Raw genomic sequence first — 23,986 nt, forward strand, 5'->3', positions numbered from 1 at the left:
GCGTGCCTTCCGCGCTGCTCATAGCCCACATAACGCATGTCAGACGTCCCTCCTCGACCTGGGGTGACGTCCACTTTCGCCGCCTTGGTGCGAATATGGGAAATGGATACTCGGCATATCAGCCATTGATGTCATGAATGGGTTACTCGAACGGGCAGGGAGGCGAACGCCCTCAGGGTGTTGTTGTGGTGGCGCTGCGGCTGTCCCACGAGCGTGATGTCCTGCACTCGCCGGGCGAGCGCGGTCAGGACGGCCTCGGCTTCCAGCCGGGCGACATGCTGGCCGACGCACTGGTGCAGGCCCATGCCGAGGCCGACGTGCCCGGAGGGGTTGCGGTCGAGGTCGAAGTCGTCCGGCCGGTCCCAGCGGCGGGGGTCGCGGTTCGCGGCACCGAGGAACATGAGGATCTTCTTGCCTTCGGGAACGGTCACTCCGCCGATCTCGATGTCCTGCTCAGCGGTTCGGAAGAAGAACTGGACCGGCGACTGCCAGCGGACGGCCTCGTCGAAGGCGACCCTCGCGAGCTGGGGATCGTTCCGTAGCTTCCGCCACTGATGGGGGTGGCCGGCGAAGGCGTACAGCACCGCGGCCAGCCCGTGGACGGTCGTGTCGACGCCGGCGGACAGCAGGGACCGGACGACGAGCGGCGCCTGCTCGGGCAGGAGGTCTCCGCGGTCGGCGGCGGCCCAGATCGCCGCTCCGAACCCGTCCGGGGTGAGAACCTCCCTCCGGCACTGGGCATTGACCCAGGCGCTGAGGTCGGCCGCCTGCGGATTCCCCTTGGCGACCAGCTCGTTCGGCGGGCCGAAGGAGTTGAACAGGTGGTCGCCGTAGGGCAGCAGGTTCTCACGGCCTTCGGCGGGAATGCCGACGGCGTCGGGGAAGACCTTGAGCGGGAAGGCCTCGGCCAACGCCGGAACAGCGTCGAACTCCGGTTCTTCAAGAACCTGGTCGACCAGTTCCTGAGCGGCGAGGAACCACTGCTCGCGCAGCCCTCGCAGGGCCCGGGGCCCGAGGATCTTCGACAGAACGGCACGCGGAGCGTCGTGGTGCGGCGGATCGGCTTCGAGCAGGAGGCTCGGCGGCCGCCACGGCTCTTCCTTCCGGAAGTTGCTGAAGCCGACGCCGGCTGAGGAGCAGAAACCCTGCCAGTCGACCAGAGCACTGTGGACATGTTCATACCGAGCCATCGCGTACACGTCGTAGCGCGTGAGGTGGACGATGGGCCCGGCCTCGCGCATGACTCGCTGCAGGGTTCCAGGGTCCTCGAGGTTCGCGGCGTTGAAGGGATCGGTGTCGATCGCGGGGATGTCGATGACGTTCACGGGGTGCTCCATGGGGTGGTTCAGAGATCGAGGACCAGGAGATCGGTTCGCGCCCGGGAGACGCAGATGAACATGCAGTCCCCGGCAGCGCGTTCGGCGTCGTCGAGGAGCGAGTCCCTGTGGTCGGGCAGGCCGGCGAGGACGGTCGTCTCGCACGTACCGCAGAGTCCCTGGGCGCAGGACGACAGCACGTTCAGGCCCGCATCAGCACAGGCGTCGAGGATGGAGCGGCCGGGCGGAACGGACAGAGTCCGACCGGATCGGCTCAGTTCGACGGAGAACTCCCTGTCCTCGGCGGATCCGGCCGTCTCCGGCGCGGAGAACCGCTCCGTGCGAAGGACTCCTGTGGGCAGCCCTGCGCATGCCGTCTCGACGGCCGCGAGGAGCGGTGCCGGCCCGCAGCAGTAGATTCTCGTGCCAGGGCCGGCCTCTGCGACGAGGGAGGCCACATCGATGAGGCCGTGCTCATCCTGCGGAACGACCGTGATCCGATCGCCGTGCTCGGCCAGCTCGTCGAGGAAGGCCATCGACGTCCGGGTTCTGCCGCCGTAGATCAGGCGCCAATCAGCACCGAGCCGTTCGGCCGCCGTCAGCATCGGGAGGATCGGCGTGACGCCGATGCCTCCGGCGACGAACAGGTAGCGCGGCGCCGGGACGAGCCGGAAGGCGTTGCGCGGCCCGCCGAGTCCGATGTGGTCGCCGACCACGAGCTCGTCGTGGATGAAGGCGGAGCCGCCCCGCCCGTCGGGCTCGCGCAGAACTCCGACCCGGTAGCTGCGGGAGTCCCAGCGATCGCCGCACAGCGAGTACTGGCGGGTGAGTCCGTTCGACAGGACGAGGTCGACGTGCGCACCCGGCGCCCAGTCGGGAAGTCGCCTTCCGGCGGGATCTCGCAGGGTGAGCGTGACCACGCCGTCGGCCACCGGGGTCTTCGCGGTGACGACCAGGTCGAGCACGGCCGGAGCGGGATCGGCCATCGGTCCTCCTCGGTTCGGGGAACCAGAGGATCCGTCTCCGGACGGTGGACCGGAAGGCGGGTTCTCACTCAGTGAGAGAAAAGTTCGTGACGGCCGTCACAAGGCCTGGCCGAGCGCCCGGGAGACGCCGCGGGCGGCGGCCCTGACGGCCGAGATCTGGGCACGCGCATGGGCATCGTTGGGCAGGACGGCTCCGAGGGCGGCGACCACCTGTCCGGTGCCGTCCCTGATCGGTGCGGCGATCCCGGCCGCTGCCGGATCGATGTATCCCGGGCAGAACACGTATCCGGTGCGCCGGATCTCCGCCAGCAGGACCCGCACCTGCTGGGCGCTGTGCGGGGTCTGCGGGGTGTAGCGCGTGAGGGCTCCGGCCAGGATCTCCTCCTGGAGATCCGGATCCGCGTGGGCGAGCAGGACCAGTCCGCCGGAGGAGGCGTGGAGGGGAAGCCGGCCGGCGATCCGGGTGATGTTGACGATGCCGCCGGGTGCCGACAGCCGCTCGACGAAGAGCGCCTCCCGTCCCCCGAGGACGGCCAGCTGGGTGTGGTGGCCGACGACATCATGAAGATCCTCAAGGAAGGGCATCGCGGCCTCACGCAGGCCAAGGGTCGGAGAGGTTCGCGAGGCGAGCTCCCACAGCCGCACCCCGATCCGGATGCGGCGATCCGGGTCGCGGGCCAGCAGCCCCAGGCCGACCATCTCGTTGACCAGCCGGGAGGCGGTCGCGATGTGCAGATCCGAACGCCGTGCGACCACGGACAGCCGAAGCGCGGGGTTCTCCGGGTCGAACGCCTCAAGGATCCTCACCACCCGCGACAGGACGCTCTCGCCCGTCACGCCGGAAGCTCGATCCGTTCACCGACTTCTACCAGCGTCTCCCGGAGCCACCGGTGCGCCGGGTCGGCCTGGTGGACGGGGTGGTACCAGAACGCCTCCAGGATCGGGACGACCTCGAACGGGCACGGGTGGATCGCGAAGTTGCCGAGGACCGCCAGCTTGCGGGCGAGGCGCTCCTGGACGAGGGCGATCCGGCGGGTGCCGGGGATCAGGAACGGCAGCGACTGGAAGTTCTCCACGACGATCTCTATGTTCGGTTCGACCCCGCGCATGGTGAGCTGCCGGGCCGCCGAGGCGATGGCGGTCGGGCCCCGGAAGGTCACCACCCACGGCAGGGTCCGCAGGTGCTCCATCGTGAGGCCGCCGGCGAGGTCGGGATGGTCCGGGTCGGCGATCACGACCCAGCCGTCGGTGTAGACGTCGACGGCAGGGTGGGCGGAGATGAAGCCGTGGGGCATGATCAGGCCGTCGATCGAGCGGAGCGTCGTGTCGATGTCGTCGACCCGGGGCACGTTGATCTGGAGAAATCTGAGCCGCACCTGGGGAGCCCGCTCCTCCAGGATGCGCATCAGCTCGCCACCGAGAACGCTCACGACGTAGTCGGAGGTGACGATGGTGAACTCCCGGTCGCTGTCCGCCGGGTCGAACTGGGGGCGGGCCGAGAAGACCCGGTCGACCACGTTGACCGCCAGGCTCGTGGAGTCCACCAGGGTGGCCGCCAGCGGCGTCAGCTCGTAGGTGTTGCCGAAACGGATCAGTAGCTCGTCGCCGAAGTGACGACGTAGCCGGCCGAGGCTGGAGCTCATTGACGGCTGGGTCAGGCCGAGCCTCCTGCCCGCCCTGGTCACATTGCGCTCCTCGAGCAGCGCGTGCAGGGCCATGAGCAGGTTCAGGTCAAGGCTTTCGAGCTTCACGGAACGCCCCTAATAGACGTGATCTATAGCAGGCATATTGCCTATCGATTTCTCAAATCATTGCATCTCGGGCACAGTGATGGCAATCACAGGAGAGGCAACGTCTTGGAAACCTATTCGCAACCCTCGCGAACATTCGCTCTGAGCACCTTCGCCATCGACGCCGAGGAGTTCCCCGGTCTCGTCGTCGGCGAGCACGTGCTCGACCTGCGCGGACACTGGCCTTCGGTCGACGCCGTCCTGCGGGAGTGGGACCGTGCGGAGCCGGTTCTCGTAGAGCTCGCGAACAGTTCCGACCACCCGTGGATCGCACTTTCCGATCTCGCGGTGCGGGCGCCCTTGCGACCGCGCCAGGTCATCCAGTCGGGAGCGAACTACCGCACCCACGTGGTCGATCTCGCGGTCGCCCACCGCGATGACCTGACGACCCCCGAAGCAGTGGCCGCGGCCCGCGCCGAGGTCGGCGCGATGATGGACGAGCGAGCGGCCAAGGGAACGCCTTACCTGTTCACCGGGCTGCCGAGCGCGGTGGCGGGGCCGTATGACGACCTGGTTCTGCCGGGTTACAGCGACCGGAACGACTGGGAGCTGGAGCTGGCCGTCGTCATCGGACGTCCTGCCTTCCGCATCACCCGCGAAGAGGCGCTCGACCACGTCGCCGGGTACACGATCTGCAACGACGTCACTTCCCGTGACCTGGTCTTCCGCAAGGACATGAAGGAGATCGGCACCGACTGGTTCCGGTCCAAGAACGCCCCCGGCTTCCTGCCGCTCGGCCCCTTCCTGGTGCCCGCGCGGTTCGTCGGCGACCCGGGCGACCTTCAGGTGACCCTGACGGTCAACGGTGAGGTCATGCAGGACGAGTCGACCAAGGACATGCTCTTCGACGTCGCCGCGCTGGTGTCGGCCGCTTCGCAGATCGTGCGCCTGGAACCGGGTGACCTCGTCCTGACCGGGAGCCCGGCGGGCAACGGCATAGCCTTCGGCAGGTTCCTGCGCGACGGCGACGTCATGGAGGGCACCATCACCGGCCTCGGCACCCAGCGCATCGTCTGCCGGAGCGAGGCGTGAACGCCGAAGAGGCCATCGCCAAGGCCGCGGCCGACTACTCCAACTGGGGCCGCTGGGGCACCGACGACGTCCGCGGCACCCTCAACTTCCTCACCGAGGCCAAGCGCGTCGAGGCGGCCCGGCTGGTACGGCGCGGGGTGAGCTTCTCCCTGGCCCAGAGCTTCGACATGAACGGACCGCAGAAGGGCTGGCGGCGGCGCACCAACCCCGTGCACACCATGCTCGACACCGGAGTGGACGCCGCGCTCGGCAAGCAGGGCTTCCCGCACGGCATCGGCGGCGCCGACGACGTGATCGCGATGCCGCTCCAGTGCTCCACCCAGTGGGACGGCCTCGGCCACATCTTCGACCACGGCAAGGCCTGGAACGGCCGTCCCGCGGAGAACGTCGTCACCAGCGACGGCGACCTCGTGACCGGCATCGAGACGATCGCCGGAATCGTCGCCGGACGCGGTGTCCTGCTCGACGTCGGCCGGGTCATCGGCGGCGGCGAGCTGCCGGACGCCTTCGCCATCACCGAGGAGCACCTCCTCGCGACCGCCGAGGCGCACGGCGTCGAGATCGGCACCGGGGACATCGTGTGCGTCCGCACCGGGCAGCTCGCCCGGGTCCGCCGGGACGGCTGGGGCGAGTACGCGGGCGGTCCCGCGCCCGGCCTGTCGTTCTGGTCGGCGGGCTGGATCCACCGCACCGAGATCGCCGCGATCGCCACCGACACCTGGGGCTTCGAGGTCCGCCCCAACGAGTTCGAGAACGCCTTCCAGCCCCTCCACCAGGTCGTCATCCCCAACATGGGTCTCCTGGTCGGCGAGATGTGGGACCTGGAGGCCCTCGCGGAGGACTGCGCCGCCGACGGCGTCTACGACTTCCAGCTCGTCGCCGCTCCCCTGCCCATCACCGGCGCCGTCGGATCGCCGATCAACCCGATCGCGCTCAAGTGACCGGACGCGTGGCGGGTCTCAGCGTGGTCATCACCGGTGCGGCCGGTGGTCAGGGCGCGGCCGCGGCACGCCTCCTTTCCGCCGAAGGAGCCAAGGTGATCGCGACAGACCTGCACGAGCAGCCCGGCGAGGACCTCGCGACCGCGCGCTACCGGCGGCTCGACGTCACCGCGGCCGAGGACTGGGCCGAACTGGCCGCCGAACTCGGTCAGGTCGACGGGCTGGTCAACAACGCGGGCGTCACCTGGCGGGCACGGCTCGGGGAGGTGGACCCGGTGGAGATGAGCCGGGTCCACGCGGTCAACGTGATCGGCCCCCTGCTCGGCATCCAGGCCCTCGCCCCGCTCATGGCCTCCGGTGGATCCATCGTCAACGTGGGCTCGCTCGCCGCGATCAGTGGCCACTATCCGGTCGCCTACACCACCAGCAAATGGGCGCTGCGCGGTCTGTCGGCCGCCGCGTGCCTGGAACTCGGGCCGCGCGGAATCCGGGTCAACACCGTCCATCCGGGATTCATCGAGACGCCCATGACGGCATCGGCCCCGGCGGCGTTCCGCGAGGCCAGCGTCACCGAAACACCGCTCGGCCGCACTGGGACACCCGACGAGGTCGCCGCCCTCGTCCTGTTCCTGCTGTCCCCCGAGTCCTCCTACATCTCCGGCGCCCAGATCGCCGTCGACGGCGGTCACAGCGCTCACGGCGGCGTCAAGTCGATCTCCGATGCCCTGCGGCATCACACGAAGGGAACCCACCCATGACCACCGGCATCAAGGTGCTGATCGTCGGCGGAGGCGTCGCCGGCACCGCGCTCGCGACCTTCCTGGCCCGAGGCGGCGCCGAGGTCGACCTCCTCGAGGCCAAGACCGCATGGTCCGCGCTCGGCTCCGGGATCACCCTCCAGGGCAACGCCCTGCGGGTCCTCCGCGACCTCGGGGTGTGGGACGCCGTGCAGGCCAAGGGGTACTCCTTCGGGTCGGTCGGGATGAAGACCCCCGACGGCACCCTGCTGTTCGAGCACCAGGACCTGCGGACCGGCGGCCCCGAGCTGCCCGCCACCCTCGGCATGTACCGCCCCGACCTCCAGGCGATCCTCGTCGAGGCCGCCACCGCGGCGGGCGCGCGGCTCCTGCTCGGCCGGACCGTCACCAGCGTCGACCCGGTCGTCTTCGACGACGGCTCCACCGGCTCCTACGACCTCGTCGTGGGCGCCGACGGCATCAACTCCACCGTCCGCGCGATGATCGGCGTCGACGTCAAGCCCGAGCCGGTCGGCATGGGCATCTGGCGGGTGCACGCCAAGCGCCCCAAGGACGTCGAGCGCACCGACCTCGCCTACGGCGGCCCGTGCTACATCGCCGGGTACTGCCCGACCGGCGAGGAGACCCTCTACGCCTACCTGGTGGAGAAGGCCCGCGACCGGGCGTCCATCCCGCCCGCCGACAAGGCGACGCTGATGCGCGAGCTCGCCGAGCCCTACGGCGGTGCGTGGGACGAGATCAAGAACGACATCACCGACCCGGACCGCGTCAACTACACCTGGTTCGAATCGCTCCTGGTCGAGCGGCCGTGGAACCGCGGGAACGTCCTCCTCATCGGCGACGCCGCCCACGCCTGCCCGCCCACCCTCGCCCAGGGCGCGGCCATGTGCCTGGAGGATGCCGCCGTCCTCGCCGAACTCGTCCTCGCCCGCGGCGCGATCGACGACCAGCTGTTCGGGGACTTCATGGAGCGGAGGTTCCCGCGCGTCCAGGCGATCGTGGAAGGGTCCCTCCAGCTGGCGAGGTGGCAGCTGGAACCCACGCCCGACGCCGACGTTCCCGGCCTCATGGGCCGGACCGCCGCGATGGTGAGTGAGCAGCCGTGACCACTGTTGACGTCCACGCGCATGTGATCCTGCCGAAGGTCGAGGAGACCGTCGCCGGCCAGCCCGGCCTCGCCGCGCACCGGGAGCTCGACGCCCGTCGCAACGGCCAGGAGGCCCTCGGCGTCTCCGGCAAGATGATCGGCGAGCGAATCCGCCGGCTCACCCAGGTCTCAGCCCGGCTCGCCGACATGGACGCCACCGGGGTCGACGTCCAGATCGTCAGCCCGTCCCCCTCGCACTACCACTACTGGGCCGGACCGGAGATCGCCGAACGCGTCTACCGGCTCGCCAACGAAGGCACCGCCGAACACTGCGCCCAGGCGCCCGACCGGCTCCACGGACTCGGGCTCGTACCGCTCCAGCACGCCGATCTCGCCGTCACCGCGCTCGACCACGCACTGGACCTCGGGCTCAAGGGCGTCGAGATCTCCTCACACGCACCCGGCCGAGAACTGTCAGATCCCGCGCTGGACCCGTTCTGGGCACGTGCGCAGGAGCGGGAGGCCGTCCTGTTCCTGCACCCGTTCGGCTGCACCCTCGACGAGCGCCTGGACCGCTGGTACCTGTCCAACATCGTCGGCCAGCCCACCGAGAACGCCGTCGCCCTGTCCCACCTGATCTTCTCCGGGGTTCTCGACCGGTTCCCCGCCCTGAAGGTCCTCGCCGCCCACGGTGGCGGCTATCTGCCGACCCATCTGGGCCGCGCCGACCACGGCTGGCAGGCCCGGCCCGACGCACGCGGCTGCGCCGAGAAACCCAGCAGCTACCTGCGCAAGCTCTCCTTCGACTCCCTCGTCCATGACCCGCGCGTTCTGCGCCACCTGGTCGAGGCCGTCGGGGCCGACCAGGTGCTGCTCGGCTCGGACTACCCCTTCGACATGGGATCCGACGACCCGGTGGCCGCGCTGCGTGCCGCCGGATTCCCCGACACCGACTTCGACGCGATTCGCGGGGGCAACGCCGCCGCCCTTTTCTCCCTGAAGGACTGACCATGCGACTCATCACCCATCTGCGGCACGTCGACCTGGCGGTGCCGGACTACGACAAGCAGCTGGACTTCTACTCCGGCGTGTGGGGCCTCACCGAGGTCGCCAGTGACGACGGCGTCTCCTTCCTCGCCGCCGAGGGCTCGCCCGAGCAGTACATCGTCCGGCTGCGCAAGGACGCCGACAAGCGGCTCGACCTCATCGCCTTCGGCGCCCAGACCCCCGCCGACGTGGACGCCCTCGCCGAACGCCTCGGCACCGCAGGAGTCCAGCTGATCTCCACCCCCGGGAAGCTCGACACCCCCGGCGGCGGCTACGGCTTCCGGTTCTTCGACCTCGACGGCCGCACCGTCGAGATCTCCGCCGACGTCGCCCTGCGCACCCACCGCAAACTGGAACCCAAGGAGTCCGTCCCCGTCCGGCTGTCGCACGTCGTCCTCAACGCCCCCGACATCACCGCCACCCGCACCTGGTACGAGACCCACCTGGGCTTCGCCCTGTCCGACACTCTCTCCTCCCCCTACATGGGCGAGGTCATGCACTTCATGCGCTGCAACCCCCAGCACCACAGCCTGGCCATCGCCAAGGGCCCGCACACGTCCCTGCACCACATCAGCTTCGAGCTGCGCGGCATCGACGAGTACATGTACGGCACCGGCCGCCTCCTGCGATCCGGCACCCGCATGATCTGGGGTCCCGGCCGCCATCTCGCCGGCGACAACACCTTCTCCTACTTCCTCGACCCCCACGGCAACACCGTCGAGTACACCACCGAGCTGGAGAACCTCGACGAGGACACCTGGCACCCGGGCGTCCACGACTTCTCCCAGCCCGAGGTCACCGACCAGTGGGGCACCGCCAACCCCATGAACGAACTCATCGCCAAGGAGTCCTTCAACGACCCCGACCGCGGCGTCTTCATCGCGCCGCCCATCTGACAGACTCCGCGGCGGCCCGCGCTCACCGTGCCGGGCCGTCGCGGCACCACCCGGAGCCACCCCATGAACCCCAACACCCGGCACGACCATCAGATGCCTTATGCCGGCTCGCCGCAGACGACCCAGGTCGAATCCCCGCCCCTGCGGGTGAGCGACCTCAATGTGAGCCGGTTCGCGCGGAGCGGATCCGACCTCCACCTCCACGAGCGCTTCGAGATCGTCCTCATCACCGGTGGAACCGGGCTTCACCGGACCATGACGGGCTACCGGCGGGTCGGCCGCGGACACGTCCTCCTCCTGCGCCCCGGAATGTGGCACTCCTATGAGGAGTGCAGAGACCTCGCAGGTCTGACCTGTGAAGCGGCTCCCGGCCTGTTCGACAAGGAACTCGCCTGGATCTTGGAAGACCCGCTTCTGGGACTGCTGTTCACCGAGTCCGTCCAGACCCCGAATTTCATCGAGCTCTCGGACAATGACCTCTCTCCCGCGACAATCCATCTCCAGGAGCTCCGAGAACTCCAACGGCATTCCCCGGTGTCGCACCGTGCGGACCTCTTCGGGCGCTTCCTTCTCCTTGCGAGCTGCATCGCACAGGCCGGAGCCACCCGCGAGGCGGCCTTGTCCATCGACGTTCCCGACCATCCGGCCGTCCTGACGGCCATCGAGATGTTCAACAATGATCTCTCGTATGACTGGACACTCGCCGAATTGGCCGGTGCGCTGCACCTGACCCAAGGTCACATCGTCCGCCTGTTCAAGAGCGGCGTCGGGATACCACCGATGGCCTACCTGTTCCGCCAGCGCGCCAAGAAGGCCGCCCACCTGCTGAAGAGCACCGACGCAGGGGTCGCGGAGATCGGACATGCCGTCGGCTGGACCGACCCGAATTACTTCACCCGGCGCTTCAGGACATATTTCGGCATGAGCCCGACCCGCTATCGGGAATCGCAGATTTCCTGAGGGGAAAATCGTCCTACCAGAGGCCGGTTTCGTCCTGTCGCGAACAACCCGGCGTGGCGCACTCTTCTCTCAGCCCTCCGGGCAATGCACTTCCACCCCCTCGAGGAGAAGAATGCGCACCCCCCTTTCGCGGCTGAGAACCGGAATCGTCGTCACCGCTCTCACCGCCGGCGCCCTGAGCGCCTTTCCCCCTCTGGCGTCCAGCGCCCTGGCCCGCCCGTCCTACCCCGCCGGCTGCCCGTGGATGGACGCCGGTAAGACCCCCGACCAGCGAGCCCGTCTGCTGCTCAACGCCAGTTCGCTGGAGCAGAAGATGCGCTGGCTCAACGAGCAGGCAGCCACCCGGCCTTCTCAGACCACCTTCGAGGACGGCGTCACCTACCCGGCGCAGCTCCCCTGCACCCCGGCGATCGTCTACACCGACGGCCCCGACGGCGTCCGCGGTACGACCGGCGTCACCGCCTTCCCCGCTCCGATCTCCCTGGCCTCGACCTGGAGCAGCGGCCTCAGCTACGCCAAGGGCAAGGCCCAGGCCGCCGAGGCCGTCGGCAAGGGCAGGACCGTCGTCCTGGCTCCCGGCATCGCCGGCGGCAGAACCCCGCTGTCCGGTCGCAACTCCGAGTACCTCGGCGAGGACTCCCTCCTCAGCGGCACCCTGTCCGCCGAGAACATCAAGGGACTTCAGACCGGCGACCCGTCGAAGCCGACCCTCGCCGTCCTGAAGCACTACGTCGCCAACGAGCAGGAGACCGATCGCACCGCGAGCTCCTCCAACGTCGACGAGCGCACCCTGCGCCAGGTCTACGACCTGCCGTTCGAGATCGCCGTCAAGAACGGCAGGCCCGGCGGCGTCATGTGCTCCTACAACCAGATCAACGGCGTCTACGCCTGTGAGAACGACCTCCTGAAGAACGTCCTCAAGGGCACCCTCGGCTTCGACGGCTTCGTCGTCTCCGACTTCTGGGCCGTCCGCTCCACCGCTCCTTCCCTCAACGCCGGGATGGACCAGGAGCTCAACAAGCCGATCTACTACACGCCCGCGGCGCTGAACGCGGCCGTGACCACCGGCCAGATCACCCCGGCGAAGATCGACCAAGCGGCCTTCCTGGTCGTCCGCGCCTACATCAGGGCCGGGCTCTTCGACCACCCCGCGCCCGCTCCCGCGGACAACGTCTCGACCACCGCCGACAAGAACGTCGCCCTGTCGGTCGCGACGCAGGGTTCCGTGCTGCTGAAGAACAGCGGGATCCTCCCCCTTCAGGGCTCCGGTAAGAAGATCGCGGTCATCGGCCCGACCGCTTCGAACACCCCCACCGACGGCATCAGCGCCAGCTCGGTGTGCGCCTCGCTCTTCTTCGGCCAGCCGTCGATCTCCTGCCCCTCCCCCGTCGCGGGCGTCGACGCCATCCGGCAGCGTGCCGCGCAGAACGGCGGCACGGTCACCTTCGACAACGGGCAGAACCTCGACTCCGCCAAGGCCGTCGCCCAGGCCGCCGACGTGGTCGTCGTCTTCGGCCACTACACCGAAGGCGAATTCGCCGACCGCCCCAACCTCAACCTCGACGGCAACGGCGACGCGCTCGTCGACGCGGTCGCCACGGCCAACCCCAGCACGGTCGTCGTCCTGCAGACCGGCAGCGCCGTCCTGATGCCCTGGCTGCCCAAGGTGAAGGCCGTCATGGAGGCCTGGTACGCCGGCGACCAGCAGGGCACCGCGATCGCCAGGCTCCTGTACGGCGACGACAACTTCACCGGCCGCCTGCCGATGACGTTCCCGAAGGCTCTCTCCGACACCCCGACCAACACCCCCGCGCAGTTCCCCGGCATCACGGACGCCAACGGCATCCGCCAGGTCAGCTACTCCGAGGGCCTCAAGGTCGGCTACAAGTGGTACGACGCGCAGGGCATCCAGCCCCTGTACGAGTTCGGCTACGGCCTGTCCTACACGAAGTTCCTCTACAGCGGCCTCCAGGTGGCCAAGCCGTCGCCCGGCTCGCTGAAGGTCAGCTTCCTCGTGAGCAACATCGGCGCCCGCGCCGGCACCGAGACGAGCCAGGTCTACCTGACCCTGCCCGCGGCCGCGGGCGAGCCCGGCAAGCGCCTGGTCGCCTTCTCCCAGCCCAGCCTGCTCGCGGGTCAGTCCAAGGTCGTCACCCTGACCATCAGCGGAACGACGCCCGACCACCCCTTCTCTTACTGGAAGACCTCCACCCACGCCTGGACGACTCCGGCCGGAGCCTTCAAGGTCCAGGTCGGTCCCTCGTCCCGCACGCTCCCGCTGGGCACGACGGTCACCCTGCCGTAGTCATGCCGGAAGCGAGTCGATAGGGCAGGCGCAGCCTCGATCAGGCGGCCAGAAGCCCGAGCGCCCCGTGGTCAAGCTGGAATCCAGCCGACCACGGGGCGTGTCGCTTTTCGAGGAGGCGTCTCAGCGGAGGAGCGCGGCCGCGACGCCCGCGTCTACGGGGATGTGCAGGCCGGTGGTGTGGGTGAGGTCGCCGCCGGTGAGGGCGAAGACCGCACCTGCGACGTGCTCGGGGATCCGGCCTTCGCTGCTCCCCGCACTACGCGATCCGGGTGATCCGGCGGGCGTGATCCTGCTGGAGGCAGGGCTACCGGGCGTTCCGGTGACCGCCGTCGGCTTCCACGACACCGCCTCCGCCGTGCCCGGTGCCGCGTTCCGATCTCTCGTCGCCGCCGCCCAGCCGCTGACCCGCTATGTGCCGACCGGTTCAGCGCCACGCTCCCGCAGAGCAGATCCATGACGAATGCCCGTGCGACGAGCTTCGCACGGGCATTCGTCTGTCCGGTGTCAGCCCAGAAGAGCGGGCGTGGCCTCCGGGAGCGGATCCTCGTGAGCGGCGCGGAACGGCATCCGGTGAACATGAGTTCCGGAGCCGAGCTCGAGCTCCACCCCCTCGTGGCCGGGCAGGCTCACGGTGGCGGTGACACCCGGAGGAAGCGTCACCTTGAGTTCGAACACTTCCCGCACGCGCTCCCAGCGGACGTCGACCACTCCGTAGGGCGTGCGATGCGAGGTCGCGGCGTGGGCGAGACCGCCGCCGGGGCGGGGAGCGATCGTCACCTTCCGGTAGCCGGGAGCGGCAGGCCTGAGACCCGCCACCGTCTGATGGATCCAGTCGGCGACCCCGCCGAGCGCGTAGTGGTTGAAGGACGTCATGTCACCGGGGTTGATCCGGCCGTCGGGCAGGACGCTGTCCCACCGTTCCCACACGGTGGTGCCACCCTGGACCACCGCATAGAGCCAGGAGGGGCACTCGGTCTGAAGCAGCAGCCGGAAGGCGTCGTCTAGGGCACCGGCCGAGGTGAGCGCGTCACAGACCAGAGGGGTGCCCACGAAGCCCGTGGCGATCCGGTGCCCGTTGGCCCGGACGAGCTCGACCAGGCGGCGTCCGGCCCGCGCACGCTGGGCGTCCCCCGTGATCAGCCCGAACTCGAGCCCGAGTGCGTAGGCGGTGGGAGTATCGCTGGCCATGCGTCCGGAGGGCGAGACGAACTCGACGCTGAAGGCGGCTCGGACCCGCTCGGCCAGCTGGCTGTAGTGGACGGCTTCCGCGTCACGTCCCAGGATCCCGGCGGCCTGCGCGAGAAGATCGGCCGATCTCGCGAAGTAGGCGGTCGCGACAAGGTGAACATCGGTCCGTGCCTCCTCCGGCCGCTCCGGCGGAGCGGTCGGGTCGAGCCAGTCGCCCAGCTGGAATCCGCTGTCCCAGAGATGAGAGCCGCCGGCGCGCACCGCCACCTGATCGACCCATGCCCGCATGCTGGCGTACTGACGGCGGAGAATGTCGAGGTCGCCGAAGCGCTCGTAGAGGGTCCACGGCACGATCACGGCCGCGTCGCCCCAGACCGCGGTGGGTTCGGCGGGGAAGACGCCCAGGTCGATCCAGGGAACGTAGACGGGGACGGTGCCGAACTGTTCCTGTTCGGCGGCCAGGTCCTCCAGCCAGGAGGAGAGCATCCCGGCGCAGTCGTAGAGGTAGGCGGCGGTGGGCGCGAAGACCTGGATGTCGCCGGTCCAGCCGAGCCGCTCGTCACGCTGCGGGCAGTCGGTCGGCAGGTCGACGAAGTTGCCGCGCATGCTCCACACGACGTTCTCGTGGAAGCGGTCGAGCTCGGCGTGGGAGCTGGAGAACCAGCCGGTCCGTTCCATGTCGGTGTGGCAGACGACGGCCTGCACGTCGTCGGCGGTCAGCTCGCCCGGCCATCCGTCGATCTGGGCGTAGCGGAACCCGTGCATGGTGAACCGGGGTTCCCACTGCTCGCGGCCCTCGCCCCTGAGCGTGTAGGTGTCGACCGAGATCGCCGACCTCAGTGGCCGGACACCGAGTTCGCCGTCCTCCAGGACCTCCGCGTGCCGGAGGGTGACCGTGTGGCCGGCGGGTCCCCGGACGGTGATCCGCAGTCGGCCGGCGATGTTCTGCCCGAAGTCGACCAGGGTCTCACCGGCGGGCGAGGTGAAGATCTTCACGGGGCGGAGCGTCTCGGTCCGGCGGACGGGGGGTCCGCTGGGAGCGACGAGCACGCCCGCGTCGTGGCCGATCGTCCGGACGGGCTGCCATCGCGTCTCGTCGAAGCCCGGTGCGGACCAGCCGTCCTGTTCCAGCCGGGCGTCGTAGGTCTCGCCCTCGTAGGCTCCGACCGCCGTGATGGGACTGGGCGCCGTGCGCCAGGAGGCGTCGGTGCCGAACGTCTCGACGGTCCCGTCGGCGTAGTGCAGTTCGAGCTGTGCGAGAAGCCCGATCTCCGCGCCGTAGACATGGGTCCGGCCGCCTTCGAAACCGATCCGGCCGCGGAACCATCCGTCGCTGAGCCAGGCGCCGAGGGCGTTACGGCCCTCGGCCAGCAGCTCCGTGACATCGTAGGTCTGATAGCGCAGGCGATGGGAGTAGCTGGTCCAGCCGGGCGAAAGCACGTCGGCGCCGACGGTCCGGCCGTTGAGCTCCAGCTCGTAGACGCCCTGGGCGGTGCTGTAGAGACGGGCTCGTGTGAACGGGGCACGAACGGTGAATTCGCCCCTCAGGAGAGCGGCGGGATCGGGCTGTGCCGTCCCGCCCGGCTCCTGTTCCGGTGAGATCATCTCGGCCGTCCAGTCCGAAGGGTCGAGCAGACCCGCCTCGACCTCGACCGGTTCGCTCCACGGCGACGGTCCACCGTCGGTTCCCCAGACACGCACCTGCACGCTGTGCCGCTCTCGGGAGGCGAGGGCAGCACCGGGCCAAGGACGGAACTGGCTCTCTTCGGATTCGACGGGACCGGTACCGGTGCCGTCAACGGCGATCTCATAAGCGCTCTGGGCCCAGCCGGGCTCGGCTCCCGTCACCTGCCAGGAGATCCTCGGCCGGGCGACCCCGATACCGAGAGCCTCCCTCAGATGTTCAATCCGGACAATACCAACACGTATAGCAGCCATCAGGGGAAGGATCTCTTTCGGAAAGCGGCGGCCGGGGCTTGATCAGCCCTTGACGGATCCGGCGGTCAGGCCCTTCATCACCTTCTGGTTCAGCACCAGGTAGATGAGGAGGGTCGGGAAGACGGCCATGCAGACCGAGGCGAAGGTGGGTCCCCACTGACGCTGGCCGTACTGGCCGACGAAGTTGAGCAGGCCGGACTGGACGGTGCGCAGGTTGTCGTCGCTGATGAAGGTGAGCGACAGGAGCAGGTCGTTCCAGATGAAGAAGAACTGGACGAGCGAGACGGTCACGACCGCGTTCCGCACGGTGGGGAGGACGACGCTCCAGAAGGTGCGGTAGAGCCCGGCGCCGTCGATCGCCGCCGCCTCCAGGACCTCGCGTGGCACGGCCTTGAAGTAGCCGGCCATCAGGAACACGCTGAGCGGTAGCCCGAACACCGTGTAGGTGATGATCAGCGACCAGAGGTTGTTGATCAGACCGGCCTGGAAGTAGATGGTGAACAGCGGCAGCAGGACCATCTGGAGCGGCACCATGACGCCGGCCAGGAACAGTAGCAGGACGCCTTCCCGGCCTTTCCACCTGAGCACTTCGAGCGCGAACCCGGCCATGACACTGAGCACGATGATCAGTGCGAGGGCGGGGAAGGTCGCCAGGATGCTGTTGCGGAAGTAGACGCTCATGTTGCCGGTCGTCCAGGCGTCCACGTAGTTCTGCCAGTGGAATCCCCGGGGCAGCGCCCACATGGGCCGGGAGGAGAACTCGTCCTCGGCCTTGAGCGAGGAGATGCCCAGCCACACCAGCGGGGCGAGCTCGACGATGACCAGGAGGGCTACGGCCAGCCGGACGGGCACGTGCCCCAGCTTGCGGACGAACCTGGTCCGCGACTTCGGCTTGCGGTGGACAGTGGAGATCGTGGCCGTCACTTCCGGACGTCCTTTCGTGAGGCACGGAAGATCACGAGGGTGACGGCGAGACTCAGCAGCGTCAGCGCCATCGCGATGGTGGAGCCGTAGCCGTAGTCGCCGTAGGAGAAGGCGGTGTTGTACATGTAGAGCGTCAGCGGGGTCGTCGCGTCGCCCGGCCCGCCCTTGGTGAGGGCCAGGACCGAGTCGAAGACCTTGAGCGTCCCGTTGATGCTGAAGATGATCGAGGAGACCAGGATCGGGGTCAGCAGCGGCAGCACGATCCGCCGGGTGAGCGTGAAGCCGGAGGCTCCGTCGAGGCGGGCGGATTCGAGGATGTCCTCGGGAATGTCGACCAGTCCGGCGTAGAGCAGGACGGCGTAGAAGCCCATGGACCGCCAGATGTCCATGATCACCAGGATCCAGAAGGCGCCCGAGGGGGTGCCGAGCCAGTCCTGAACGTGCGAGCCGAGCCCGACGCCCGACAACGTGGCGTTGAACAGGCCTTCCTGCGGAGAGACCTGGAACATCTTCACGAACATCTGGGCCACGGCCACGGTCGGCAGGACCACCGGGAAGAACACCAGTGTCCGCACCAGGGACGAGGCCTTGCGCAGGTAGAAGATGTACATCAGCGAGAGGATCAGGCCCGCGCCGACCTGGCCGACCGTGACGACGGCGGCGTATTTGAAGGTCATTCCGGCGGACTGCCAGAAGGCGTCATCGCTGAACAGCTTGGAGTAGTTGTCCAGGCCGGTCCAGGAGAAACCGCTGAGGGCGTTGCCTTCGAAGAAGGTGTAGCCGGCGGACCAGATGATGGGCACCAGCATCACCAGTGTGTACACGGTGAGCGCGGGCCCGATGAAGAACAGGATCGCACGGCGATCCCGAAGCAGTTTCTCCATGGGGAGCCTTCCGGGGAAAGGGGAGTCAGGACGCGGCCCGCCCAAGATCAGGACGGGCCGCGTAAGAGCGGAGGATCAGCCGGCGAGGGCGTCCTGGACCTTGGACATGAAGTCCTGCGGCGACATGCTGCCGGTGACCAGGCGGGCGGCGTTCTTCTGCGAGACCGAGGTGGCCTTGGCCGAGAACAGCGCCTCGAACCACAGCACCGGCTCCTTGGTGCCGTCGATCCGCGTCTGCACGAGCTTGGTCGTCTCCGAGAGGTCGGCCGGCGGGGTGGCCGCCTTGAAGCCGGAGATCAGGCCGCGCTTGGTGAGGGCGGTGCCGCCGTAGTTGGTGGCGAGGTACTTCAGCCACTCGCCGACCGCGGGCGTGTAGGCCTTGGCCGACACCATCGTGGGCAGGCCGACGTTCATCGGGGTCTGCTCGGCGTTGCCGGCGCCGCCGGTGACCGCGGGGAACGGGATGTAGCCGATGTTGTCGGCACCGATCTTGTTCTTCTTGGGGTCGTTGAAGTCGCCGACGGCCCAGCTGCCCATGTAGAACATGCCGGCCTTGCCCTGGAGGAACAGGTCCTCGGCGGGCTGGTACTCCAGGGTCGTGACGCCCTTGCCGAAGAAGCCCTTCGAGCCGAGGTCGGCGATCGCCTGGGCGGCCTGTACGTACTGCGGGTCGGTGAGCTTGGCCTGGCCGTCGGCGACCTTCTTGAGGGCGTCCGGGCCGAGCAGGCGGAAGATGTAGTCGCCCAGCAGGCGGGTGATCGGCCAGCCCTCGACGCCGGAGGCGGCGAACGGCTGGATGCCCTTGCCCTGCAGGGTCGTCGCCGCGGCGGTCAGCTCGTCCCAGGTCCTGGGCTCGGTGATCGCGTTGTCGGCGAAGATCTTCTTGTTGAACCAGATGCCCTCGACGTTGAGCTCGAACGGCAGCGCGTAGAACTTGCCGCCCTGGAGCTGCTTGACCACCGAGATCGCGGCAGGGCTGACCTTGTCGATGACGCCCAGCTCGGTGAGCTTGGCCTCCAGGTCGACGGCCTTGCCGGTCTGGCCCATCTCGGTCTGGGCGGCGGGCGTGTTCGGGGCGTTGAACAGGACCGGGAGGGCGTTCTGGGCACCCAGGAGCTGGAGCTTCTGGTCCAGGTCGGTCTGCGCGACGAAGGTGTTCTTCAGGGCGCTGCCCGGGTGGTCCTTGGAGTAGCCCGTCATCAGGTCCGACAGGACGGTCGGCCAGTTGTCCGTGGCCTGCTGGACCGACAGGAACTCGACGTTCACCGGGCCCGAAGCGTCCTGGCCCGCGTCAGAGCCGCCCTTGCCCGTGCCGCCGCAGGCGGCCGCGGCCAGGAGGGAAGCGGCGACCGCGATCGCGGCGAATTTTGATCTCACGTGTTTCTCCCGTGGGTGTCGAAAGCTAGCGAAAGGTCCGGCACCGGCTGGGCCGGACCGCCAACCCCCGAGCGGCCGCACCAAGATCAAAAGGGGATGGATCTTCGGTGCGGCCGTAGCTGAGCTGCGAAGGCCGTGTTTCGGATGCGTTTCGCGTTTCTTAACGATGGATGATGGCCTCTTCCAGGCCCGCACAGTTAGCCTCTGATGCGCTTGTAGTAGCACGAAGTTGACCTGATCTTGATATATGGCCACTCTGACGACCTGAAGTCAGTTATCTGCTAGCACAAGCCAAGATTGTGCTAGTGCTGGGCGCTCTGTCTCAGACACCATCCATGAACCACCTGAACCACCTTGAATCCGGAGATAGGCTCCCCACGCATGAGAGACGATCCCGTCGCCGAGTCCAAAGGGCTCCTGTACTTCACCGACGGATCCCTCGCATACGCCGGCCGTTACTCCCACCAGGACACCTTCGACGCCCACACCCACAGCTTCGTGGAGATCGCCGTCGTCCTCGGAGGCCAGGGCAACCACCACACGATGACCGGCGACACCCCGCTCACGCGGGGAGACGTCGTGCTCCTCCGGCCTGGCACCTGGCATGGCTACACCGAATGCCGGGATTTGGAGCTCTTCAACTGCTGCTTCAGCGCCGAGCTCCTCACCCGGGAGCTGGCCTGGACGCAGGAGGACCCGATCATCAGCTACCTGCTGTCCACCGGGCCCTACTCGATGCACCGCCGCGGCATGCTGACAGCCCACCTCGACGAGCCGGCCCTCGAAGAGGCGCTCGTGCATCTCGACGGCCTCGACGATCTCCGTCGTCGCCCCCTGACCCAGCACCGCGCCGATGTGATCGGGCGCCTGTCACTCTTCCTCGGCAACCTGGCGAGAGCCGTAGCCGAGGCCAACTTCGTCACTTCAGCCGGCCCGACGCATCCGGCCGTCGTGCAGGCCATGCGTGCGCTCGAAAGCCGCGTCGCCCACGACTGGACCCTCGTCGAGCTCGCCGACCGGCTCCACCTGACCTCGAGTTACCTGGTCCGCCTGTTCAAGAGCGAGACCGGCCTCCCGCCCATGGCCTACCTGGCCCGGCAGCGCGTCGAGGCCGCCGCGGACCTCCTCCTTCACACCGACGACTCCGTCTCCGTCATCGGGGAGCTCGTCGGCTGGAACGACCAGAACTACTTCGCCCGCCGCTTCAAGGCCCACTTCGGCCTCAGCCCGTCCGCCTACCGCAAACGGTTCACCACCAGATCGGCGCAGCTCTCCCCGCCCGAATAGCCGCCCGATCCGTGTCCGATGATGGCTACGCCGTCCCCCACTGGGCCGCTCGATCCGCTTCTTGGACCACCCTTCGTTTCACAGTGGGAACCATGCGCTGCTCGGTTTTCTCCGCTGCTTCCGCGACCTGTGGCCGAGGCCCGGTACGGGGTGGACGATCGTGGTGGCGGGCTCGCCGGAGCGCGGGGGGTGATCGCCGGCTCCTCTGGCAGACGGATCGGAACGGTGTGGCAGCGACCACCGAAGAAGGTACCGCTGGGTCGCCACGACCACCTACTGGGCGCTGCTCCGCCGCGAAAACCACCGCTACAACACTCATTGAGCCGCATCTGCCATGGCTAGTATTCATTTACCTTGGCTTCTGCGGAGCTAAGATGACGCCGTGACGACGTTTCGGATCGGGGAGGCCGCTGGGTTGCTCGGGATCAGTTCCGACGCCGTCCGGCAGCTCCTCGGCTCCGGGAGGCTCCGCGCACGGCGGGACGCCCAAGGCCGCCGGATCATCGCCGGGAGCGGCGGCGGACGGGGACGGTCTTCGACGCGCAACCGCTTCACCGGCATCGTGACCGAGATCATCAGGGATCCGGTCATGGCGCAGGTGGAGATCGCCGTCGGCCCGTTCCGGGCGGTGTCCCCATTGAGCGGTCAGGCCGTGGACGGACTCGGCCTCGAGGTCGGTGTCGTGGCCTCCGCGGTGGTCAAGTCCACCAACGTCGTCGTCGAGCTCCCCTCACTCAACGCTGAACCCGCAAGGAGACCCCCCACCATGTACAGGCGCCTCACCCGCTGGGCCCTCACCGTCCCGCTCGCCGTCGGACTCCTCGCGGGAGCCACCGCCTGTGGCTCCGACGACGACTCCCCCTCCTCCGGAGGTGACAAGAAGCTGACCGTGTTCGCGGCCGCCTCCCTCACCGGGACCTTCACCGAAATCGGCAGGAAGTTCGAGGCCGCCCACCCGGGCGTCAAGGTCACCTTCAACTTCGGGTCCAGCGCCACGCTCGCCCAGCAGATCACCCAGGGCGCGCCGGTCGACGTGTTCGCCTCCGCCAGCCCTGCCACGATGAAGACCGTCACCGACGCCTCCCTCGCGGCATCCCCGACGACCTTCGTCCGCAACAAGCTGCAGATCGCCGTCCCCACCGGCAACCCGGCCAAGGTCGACGACCTCGCGGACCTCGCGAGCCCGAAGGTGAAGGTCGCGCTCTGCGCCGAGCAGGTCCCGTGCGGCGCCGCCGCGGTCAAGGCCCTGGCGGCCGCCGGGCTCACCGTCAAGCCCGTCACCCTGGAGCAGGACGTCAAGGCCACCCTCACCAAGGTCGAGCTCGGCGAGGTCGACGCCGCCCTCGTCTACAAGACCGACGTCCTGGCCTCCGGCAAGGTCACCGGCATCGCCTTCCCCGAAGCCGACAAGGCGATCAACGACTACCCCATCTCCGCCCTCACCAAGGCCGGCTCCCCCGACCTGGCCAAGCAGTTCGTCGACTTCGTCCTGTCCCCCGACGGCGTCACCGTCCTCACCCAGGCCGGATTCGACAAGCCGTGACCCCGCCGGAAGAGCCCGCCCCGTGCCGGCGCGGTCGGCCGCTGCCGACCGCGCTCTGCCTCGGCGGGCCCTTCCACGGGCTGCTCCTGCACCACCATCAGGACCTCGGCATCCTGATCATCAAGCCGGGAACGGACTACGATCCCGACCTGTGCCGCTACGAGGTCACTCGCGAACTCGTCCATCATCCGGGCGCGCGCGAGCCCTGCACCGTCCTGCGCTGGACCCCGCCCGGCACCTACACCTCCTGCGGCCGATCCGGCGAGGAACTGTGAACGGCTCCGCCACCGGCCGGCTCATCGCCCGTGGCGTCAGATCCGTGACCAGGACCGTCGAGCGCGACGTCCGGGCCCGCCTCATCGTCAGCCGGCCCGACGGTAGCGGTATCGTCCCGGTCAGCCTCAAGCCTCAGCCGCCGGTCCGGCCGGGTGAACCCGTCGCAGCCCGGGCCGAGGACGAGCTCCGCCCCTGGACGGCGCGAGGGGCACCGCCGTGACAACGGCCGGCAGCAGTGGGCGCATCCCGCAGGGCGACCCGATGTCAGCGGGTCGGGTCGGTGAAGATCCGCAGGTCAGTGACGCCGCTCAGGTTGCGGGCGCCGCAGACGTCGGACGGCAGGACGAGCTGCGGACCCTCGCCGTCCAGCAGGGTGCCGTCGCGGCTCAGGCCGAGCAGGACCCGCTGGTTGGCGAACTCCGGGTCGATCTCCGCCCAGGAGATCACCACCCGGTGGCCGTCTCCTCCCCACAACGAGATCATGAACCGCAGACGGCTCTTGCGCTCGCCCGGAACGAACCTGGGAGCCGCCAGCGAGGCGACGTCCAGCAGCAGCGGCCCGCCGAACCTGTGGCGACGCAGACCGCTCTTGCGGCAGGCGAAGGAGATCTCCTGCTGGTACTGGGGGAGGCTCCGCAGCTCGGCCATCGTCAGACCACGCGGCGCGGACACCTCACCGCCGAGAAAGACAGCCCCCACTGCGGCTTCCCTGCGATTCGCCACTCCACACCCCCTCCAGGACGCCCTTATCCCTCACTCTTCCCCTTTACACCCTAGATCGACCATCCGCGAAAGCAAGGCGATGGTCGCCTATGTCCTCTCAAAAATGAGTAATCGGAGCGCGCCACCATTGCAGATGCCGGTCTCGTCATCCACGTCAGCGGACGAGGCGGTCGACGCTTCCGATGTGCAGCCGGGTGACGGCGCTGACGTAGCGCCCGCCCTTGACATCGCCCGGGACGACCAGGCGCGGGCCGGTCTGGTCGAGCGTGGCGCCGTCCTCGCTGACGGCCAGGAGGACCGGGGTTCCGGCGAAGCCGGGGTCGATCTCCGCCCAGGAGACGATGGCCCGGTAGCCGTCGGAGGCGGTCGCGGCGACGAAGAAGCGGAGCTGGTCGTTCTTGACCGCGGCGTCGAAGCGGGGCTTGACCGCGCCGGCGACGTCCAGCAGGAGCGGGCCGGTGCAGGTGTGCTGCGGGAGTGCACGCAGATCGGCGAAGTTCAGGGCCCGCCGGTGAGCGATCTCCCCCGTGACGACCACTTTGCCCGGCTGGGCGGGGTGGCGCACGACCGCGCTCGCCGAGGGTGCCAGCAGCGCGAGCACTGCGACCACGAGGAGCGCGAGGATCCCGCGCGTCACCGTCGAGGCGGTCGTCGCCGACAGCGCCAGGGCTGAGCGTCCGATCGCCGTGCCTCCGCGAATCCCGCCTGCATGGTGGAGGGCACGA

Annotated in this window: 23 protein-coding genes and 1 pseudogene; 13 read left to right on the top strand and 11 right to left on the bottom strand. The window is 68.7% G+C overall.

From position 1 onward, the window contains the following. Nucleotides 1-131: 131 nt before the first annotated feature. The 4 genes from ABD785_RS02175 to ABD785_RS02190 all read right to left on the bottom strand — a co-directional run bounded on the left by ABD785_RS02175 (nt 132) and on the right by ABD785_RS02190 (nt 4,053). Nucleotides 132-1,325, bottom strand: a complete 1,194-nt coding sequence (locus ABD785_RS02175) for a cytochrome P450 (RefSeq protein WP_344821466.1) — start codon at nt 1,323-1,325, stop codon at nt 132-134. A gap of 20 nt (nt 1,326-1,345) precedes the next feature. Then, entirely contained in the window at nt 1,346-2,302 is a 957-nt protein-coding gene (locus tag ABD785_RS02180; RefSeq protein WP_344821469.1) for a PDR/VanB family oxidoreductase, read from the bottom strand. Between the two features lie 96 nt (nt 2,303-2,398). Continuing rightward, a complete protein-coding gene (locus ABD785_RS02185; protein WP_344821471.1) occupies nt 2,399-3,139 on the bottom strand; it encodes an IclR family transcriptional regulator in 741 nt (246 codons plus the stop codon). Continuing rightward, the gene (locus ABD785_RS02190) at nt 3,136-4,053 is read right to left on the bottom strand and encodes a LysR family transcriptional regulator (RefSeq protein WP_344821473.1); all 918 of its coding nucleotides are present in this window, start codon (nt 4,051-4,053) and stop codon (nt 3,136-3,138) included. Before ABD785_RS02190 ends, ABD785_RS02185 begins: the two co-directional genes overlap by 4 nt. A gap of 105 nt (nt 4,054-4,158) precedes the next feature. On the opposite strand from ABD785_RS02190, the gene ABD785_RS02195 reads away from it, so the two are divergent. The 8 genes from ABD785_RS02195 to ABD785_RS02230 all read left to right on the top strand — a co-directional run bounded on the left by ABD785_RS02195 (nt 4,159) and on the right by ABD785_RS02230 (nt 13,118). Further along, nucleotides 4,159-5,124: a fumarylacetoacetate hydrolase family protein gene (locus tag ABD785_RS02195; protein ID WP_344821475.1), complete on the top strand. Its 966-nt coding sequence runs from the start codon at nt 4,159-4,161 to the stop codon at nt 5,122-5,124. Further along, the gene (locus tag ABD785_RS02200; protein ID WP_344821477.1) at nt 5,121-6,065 is read left to right on the top strand and encodes a cyclase family protein; all 945 of its coding nucleotides are present in this window, start codon (nt 5,121-5,123) and stop codon (nt 6,063-6,065) included. The genes ABD785_RS02195 and ABD785_RS02200 overlap by 4 nt, the downstream gene beginning before the upstream one ends. Before the next feature lie 23 nt (nt 6,066-6,088). Then, the gene (locus tag ABD785_RS02205) at nt 6,089-6,823 is read left to right on the top strand and encodes an SDR family NAD(P)-dependent oxidoreductase (protein WP_344821787.1); all 735 of its coding nucleotides are present in this window, start codon (nt 6,089-6,091) and stop codon (nt 6,821-6,823) included. Then, entirely contained in the window at nt 6,820-7,929 is a 1,110-nt protein-coding gene (locus ABD785_RS02210; protein WP_344821479.1) for an FAD-dependent monooxygenase, read from the top strand. Before ABD785_RS02205 ends, ABD785_RS02210 begins: the two co-directional genes overlap by 4 nt. Next, complete coding sequence (locus ABD785_RS02215; RefSeq protein ID WP_344821481.1) at nt 7,926-8,918, top strand: amidohydrolase family protein; 993 nt, start codon at nt 7,926-7,928, stop codon at nt 8,916-8,918. Before ABD785_RS02210 ends, ABD785_RS02215 begins: the two co-directional genes overlap by 4 nt. 2 nt (nt 8,919-8,920) lie before the next feature. Then, nucleotides 8,921-9,853 (top strand): VOC family protein, encoded by a 933-nt coding sequence (locus ABD785_RS02220; protein WP_344821483.1) that lies wholly within the window; start codon nt 8,921-8,923, stop codon nt 9,851-9,853. 63 nt (nt 9,854-9,916) lie between these two features. Then, nucleotides 9,917-10,813 (top strand): helix-turn-helix transcriptional regulator, encoded by an 897-nt coding sequence (locus ABD785_RS02225; protein ID WP_344821485.1) that lies wholly within the window; start codon nt 9,917-9,919, stop codon nt 10,811-10,813. Nucleotides 10,814-10,925: 112 nt separating this feature from the next. Beyond that, nucleotides 10,926-13,118 (top strand): beta-glucosidase, encoded by a 2,193-nt coding sequence (locus ABD785_RS02230; protein ID WP_344821487.1) that lies wholly within the window; start codon nt 10,926-10,928, stop codon nt 13,116-13,118. A 123-nt stretch (nt 13,119-13,241) separates the two neighbouring features. On the opposite strand, the gene ABD785_RS02235 is transcribed toward ABD785_RS02230, so the two are convergent. From ABD785_RS02235 to ABD785_RS02255, 5 genes are all read right to left on the bottom strand, one after another. Continuing rightward, complete coding sequence (locus ABD785_RS02235) at nt 13,242-13,466, bottom strand: hypothetical protein (RefSeq protein WP_344821793.1); 225 nt, start codon at nt 13,464-13,466, stop codon at nt 13,242-13,244. A gap of 159 nt (nt 13,467-13,625) precedes the next feature. Further along, nucleotides 13,626-16,247, bottom strand: a complete 2,622-nt coding sequence (locus ABD785_RS02240; protein WP_486303539.1) for a glycoside hydrolase family 78 protein — start codon at nt 16,245-16,247, stop codon at nt 13,626-13,628. 42 nt (nt 16,248-16,289) lie between these two features. Further along, nucleotides 16,290-17,171 carry a carbohydrate ABC transporter permease gene (locus ABD785_RS02245; protein ID WP_344821492.1) on the bottom strand — a complete coding sequence of 294 codons (882 nt, stop codon included), beginning with the start codon at nt 17,169-17,171 and terminating at the stop codon, nt 16,290-16,292. After that, a complete protein-coding gene (locus tag ABD785_RS02250; RefSeq protein ID WP_344821494.1) occupies nt 17,168-18,055 on the bottom strand; it encodes a carbohydrate ABC transporter permease in 888 nt (295 codons plus the stop codon). Before ABD785_RS02250 ends, ABD785_RS02245 begins: the two co-directional genes overlap by 4 nt. A gap of 75 nt (nt 18,056-18,130) precedes the next feature. Beyond that, nucleotides 18,131-19,432 carry an ABC transporter substrate-binding protein gene (locus tag ABD785_RS02255; RefSeq protein ID WP_344821496.1) on the bottom strand — a complete coding sequence of 434 codons (1,302 nt, stop codon included), beginning with the start codon at nt 19,430-19,432 and terminating at the stop codon, nt 18,131-18,133. A 381-nt stretch (nt 19,433-19,813) separates the two neighbouring features. Here ABD785_RS02255 and ABD785_RS02260 point away from each other — a divergent pair, with 381 nt between their 5' ends. From ABD785_RS02260 to ABD785_RS02280, 5 genes and pseudogenes are all read left to right on the top strand, one after another. Then, nucleotides 19,814-20,719, top strand: coding sequence for an AraC family transcriptional regulator (locus tag ABD785_RS02260; protein ID WP_344821498.1), 906 nt, complete (start codon nt 19,814-19,816; stop codon nt 20,717-20,719). Between the two features lie 382 nt (nt 20,720-21,101). Continuing rightward, nucleotides 21,102-21,443, top strand: a pseudogene (locus ABD785_RS02265) (TOBE domain-containing protein); the annotation flags it as partial. A gap of 42 nt (nt 21,444-21,485) precedes the next feature. Beyond that, nucleotides 21,486-22,262, top strand: a complete 777-nt coding sequence (modA, locus tag ABD785_RS02270; RefSeq protein ID WP_344821789.1) for a molybdate ABC transporter substrate-binding protein — start codon at nt 21,486-21,488, stop codon at nt 22,260-22,262. Then, nucleotides 22,259-22,537: a hypothetical protein gene (locus ABD785_RS02275; RefSeq protein ID WP_344821499.1), complete on the top strand. Its 279-nt coding sequence runs from the start codon at nt 22,259-22,261 to the stop codon at nt 22,535-22,537. Before modA ends, ABD785_RS02275 begins: the two co-directional genes overlap by 4 nt. Further along, a complete protein-coding gene (locus tag ABD785_RS02280) occupies nt 22,534-22,758 on the top strand; it encodes a hypothetical protein (protein ID WP_344821501.1) in 225 nt (74 codons plus the stop codon). Before ABD785_RS02275 ends, ABD785_RS02280 begins: the two co-directional genes overlap by 4 nt. A 44-nt stretch (nt 22,759-22,802) precedes the next feature. Here the strand turns inward: ABD785_RS02280 and ABD785_RS02285 are convergent, their stop codons facing one another. Together ABD785_RS02285 and ABD785_RS02290 are read right to left on the bottom strand one after the other, a co-directional pair. Next, entirely contained in the window at nt 22,803-23,237 is a 435-nt protein-coding gene (locus tag ABD785_RS02285) for a molybdopterin-binding protein (protein ID WP_344821504.1), read from the bottom strand. 178 nt (nt 23,238-23,415) lie between these two features. Next, the gene (locus tag ABD785_RS02290; RefSeq protein WP_344821506.1) at nt 23,416-23,898 is read right to left on the bottom strand and encodes a molybdopterin-binding protein; all 483 of its coding nucleotides are present in this window, start codon (nt 23,896-23,898) and stop codon (nt 23,416-23,418) included. Nucleotides 23,899-23,986 lie beyond the last annotated feature (88 nt).

It is taken from the genome of Actinocorallia longicatena, assembly GCF_039534125.1.
Taxonomy (GTDB): Bacteria; Actinomycetota; Actinomycetes; order Streptosporangiales; family Streptosporangiaceae; genus Actinocorallia; species Actinocorallia longicatena.

Excerpts from the sequence above, each read along its gene's own strand:
- ABD785_RS02180 (WP_344821469.1), bottom strand. The coding sequence starts at position 2,302 with ATGGCCGATCCCGCTCCGGCCGTGCTCGACCTGGTCGTCACCGCGAAG.
- ABD785_RS02210 (WP_344821479.1), top strand. The coding sequence starts at position 6,820 with ATGACCACCGGCATCAAGGTGCTGATCGTCGGCGGAGGCGTCGCCGGC.
- ABD785_RS02220 (WP_344821483.1), top strand. The coding sequence starts at position 8,921 with ATGCGACTCATCACCCATCTGCGGCACGTCGACCTGGCGGTGCCGGAC.
- ABD785_RS02225 (WP_344821485.1), top strand. The coding sequence starts at position 9,917 with ATGAACCCCAACACCCGGCACGACCATCAGATGCCTTATGCCGGCTCG.
- ABD785_RS02230 (WP_344821487.1), top strand. The coding sequence starts at position 10,926 with ATGCGCACCCCCCTTTCGCGGCTGAGAACCGGAATCGTCGTCACCGCT.
- ABD785_RS02240 (WP_486303539.1), bottom strand. The coding sequence starts at position 16,247 with ATGGCTGCTATACGTGTTGGTATTGTCCGGATTGAACATCTGAGGGAG.
- ABD785_RS02250 (WP_344821494.1), bottom strand. The coding sequence starts at position 18,055 with ATGGAGAAACTGCTTCGGGATCGCCGTGCGATCCTGTTCTTCATCGGG.
- ABD785_RS02260 (WP_344821498.1), top strand. The coding sequence starts at position 19,814 with ATGAGAGACGATCCCGTCGCCGAGTCCAAAGGGCTCCTGTACTTCACC.
- modA (WP_344821789.1), top strand. The coding sequence starts at position 21,486 with ATGTACAGGCGCCTCACCCGCTGGGCCCTCACCGTCCCGCTCGCCGTC.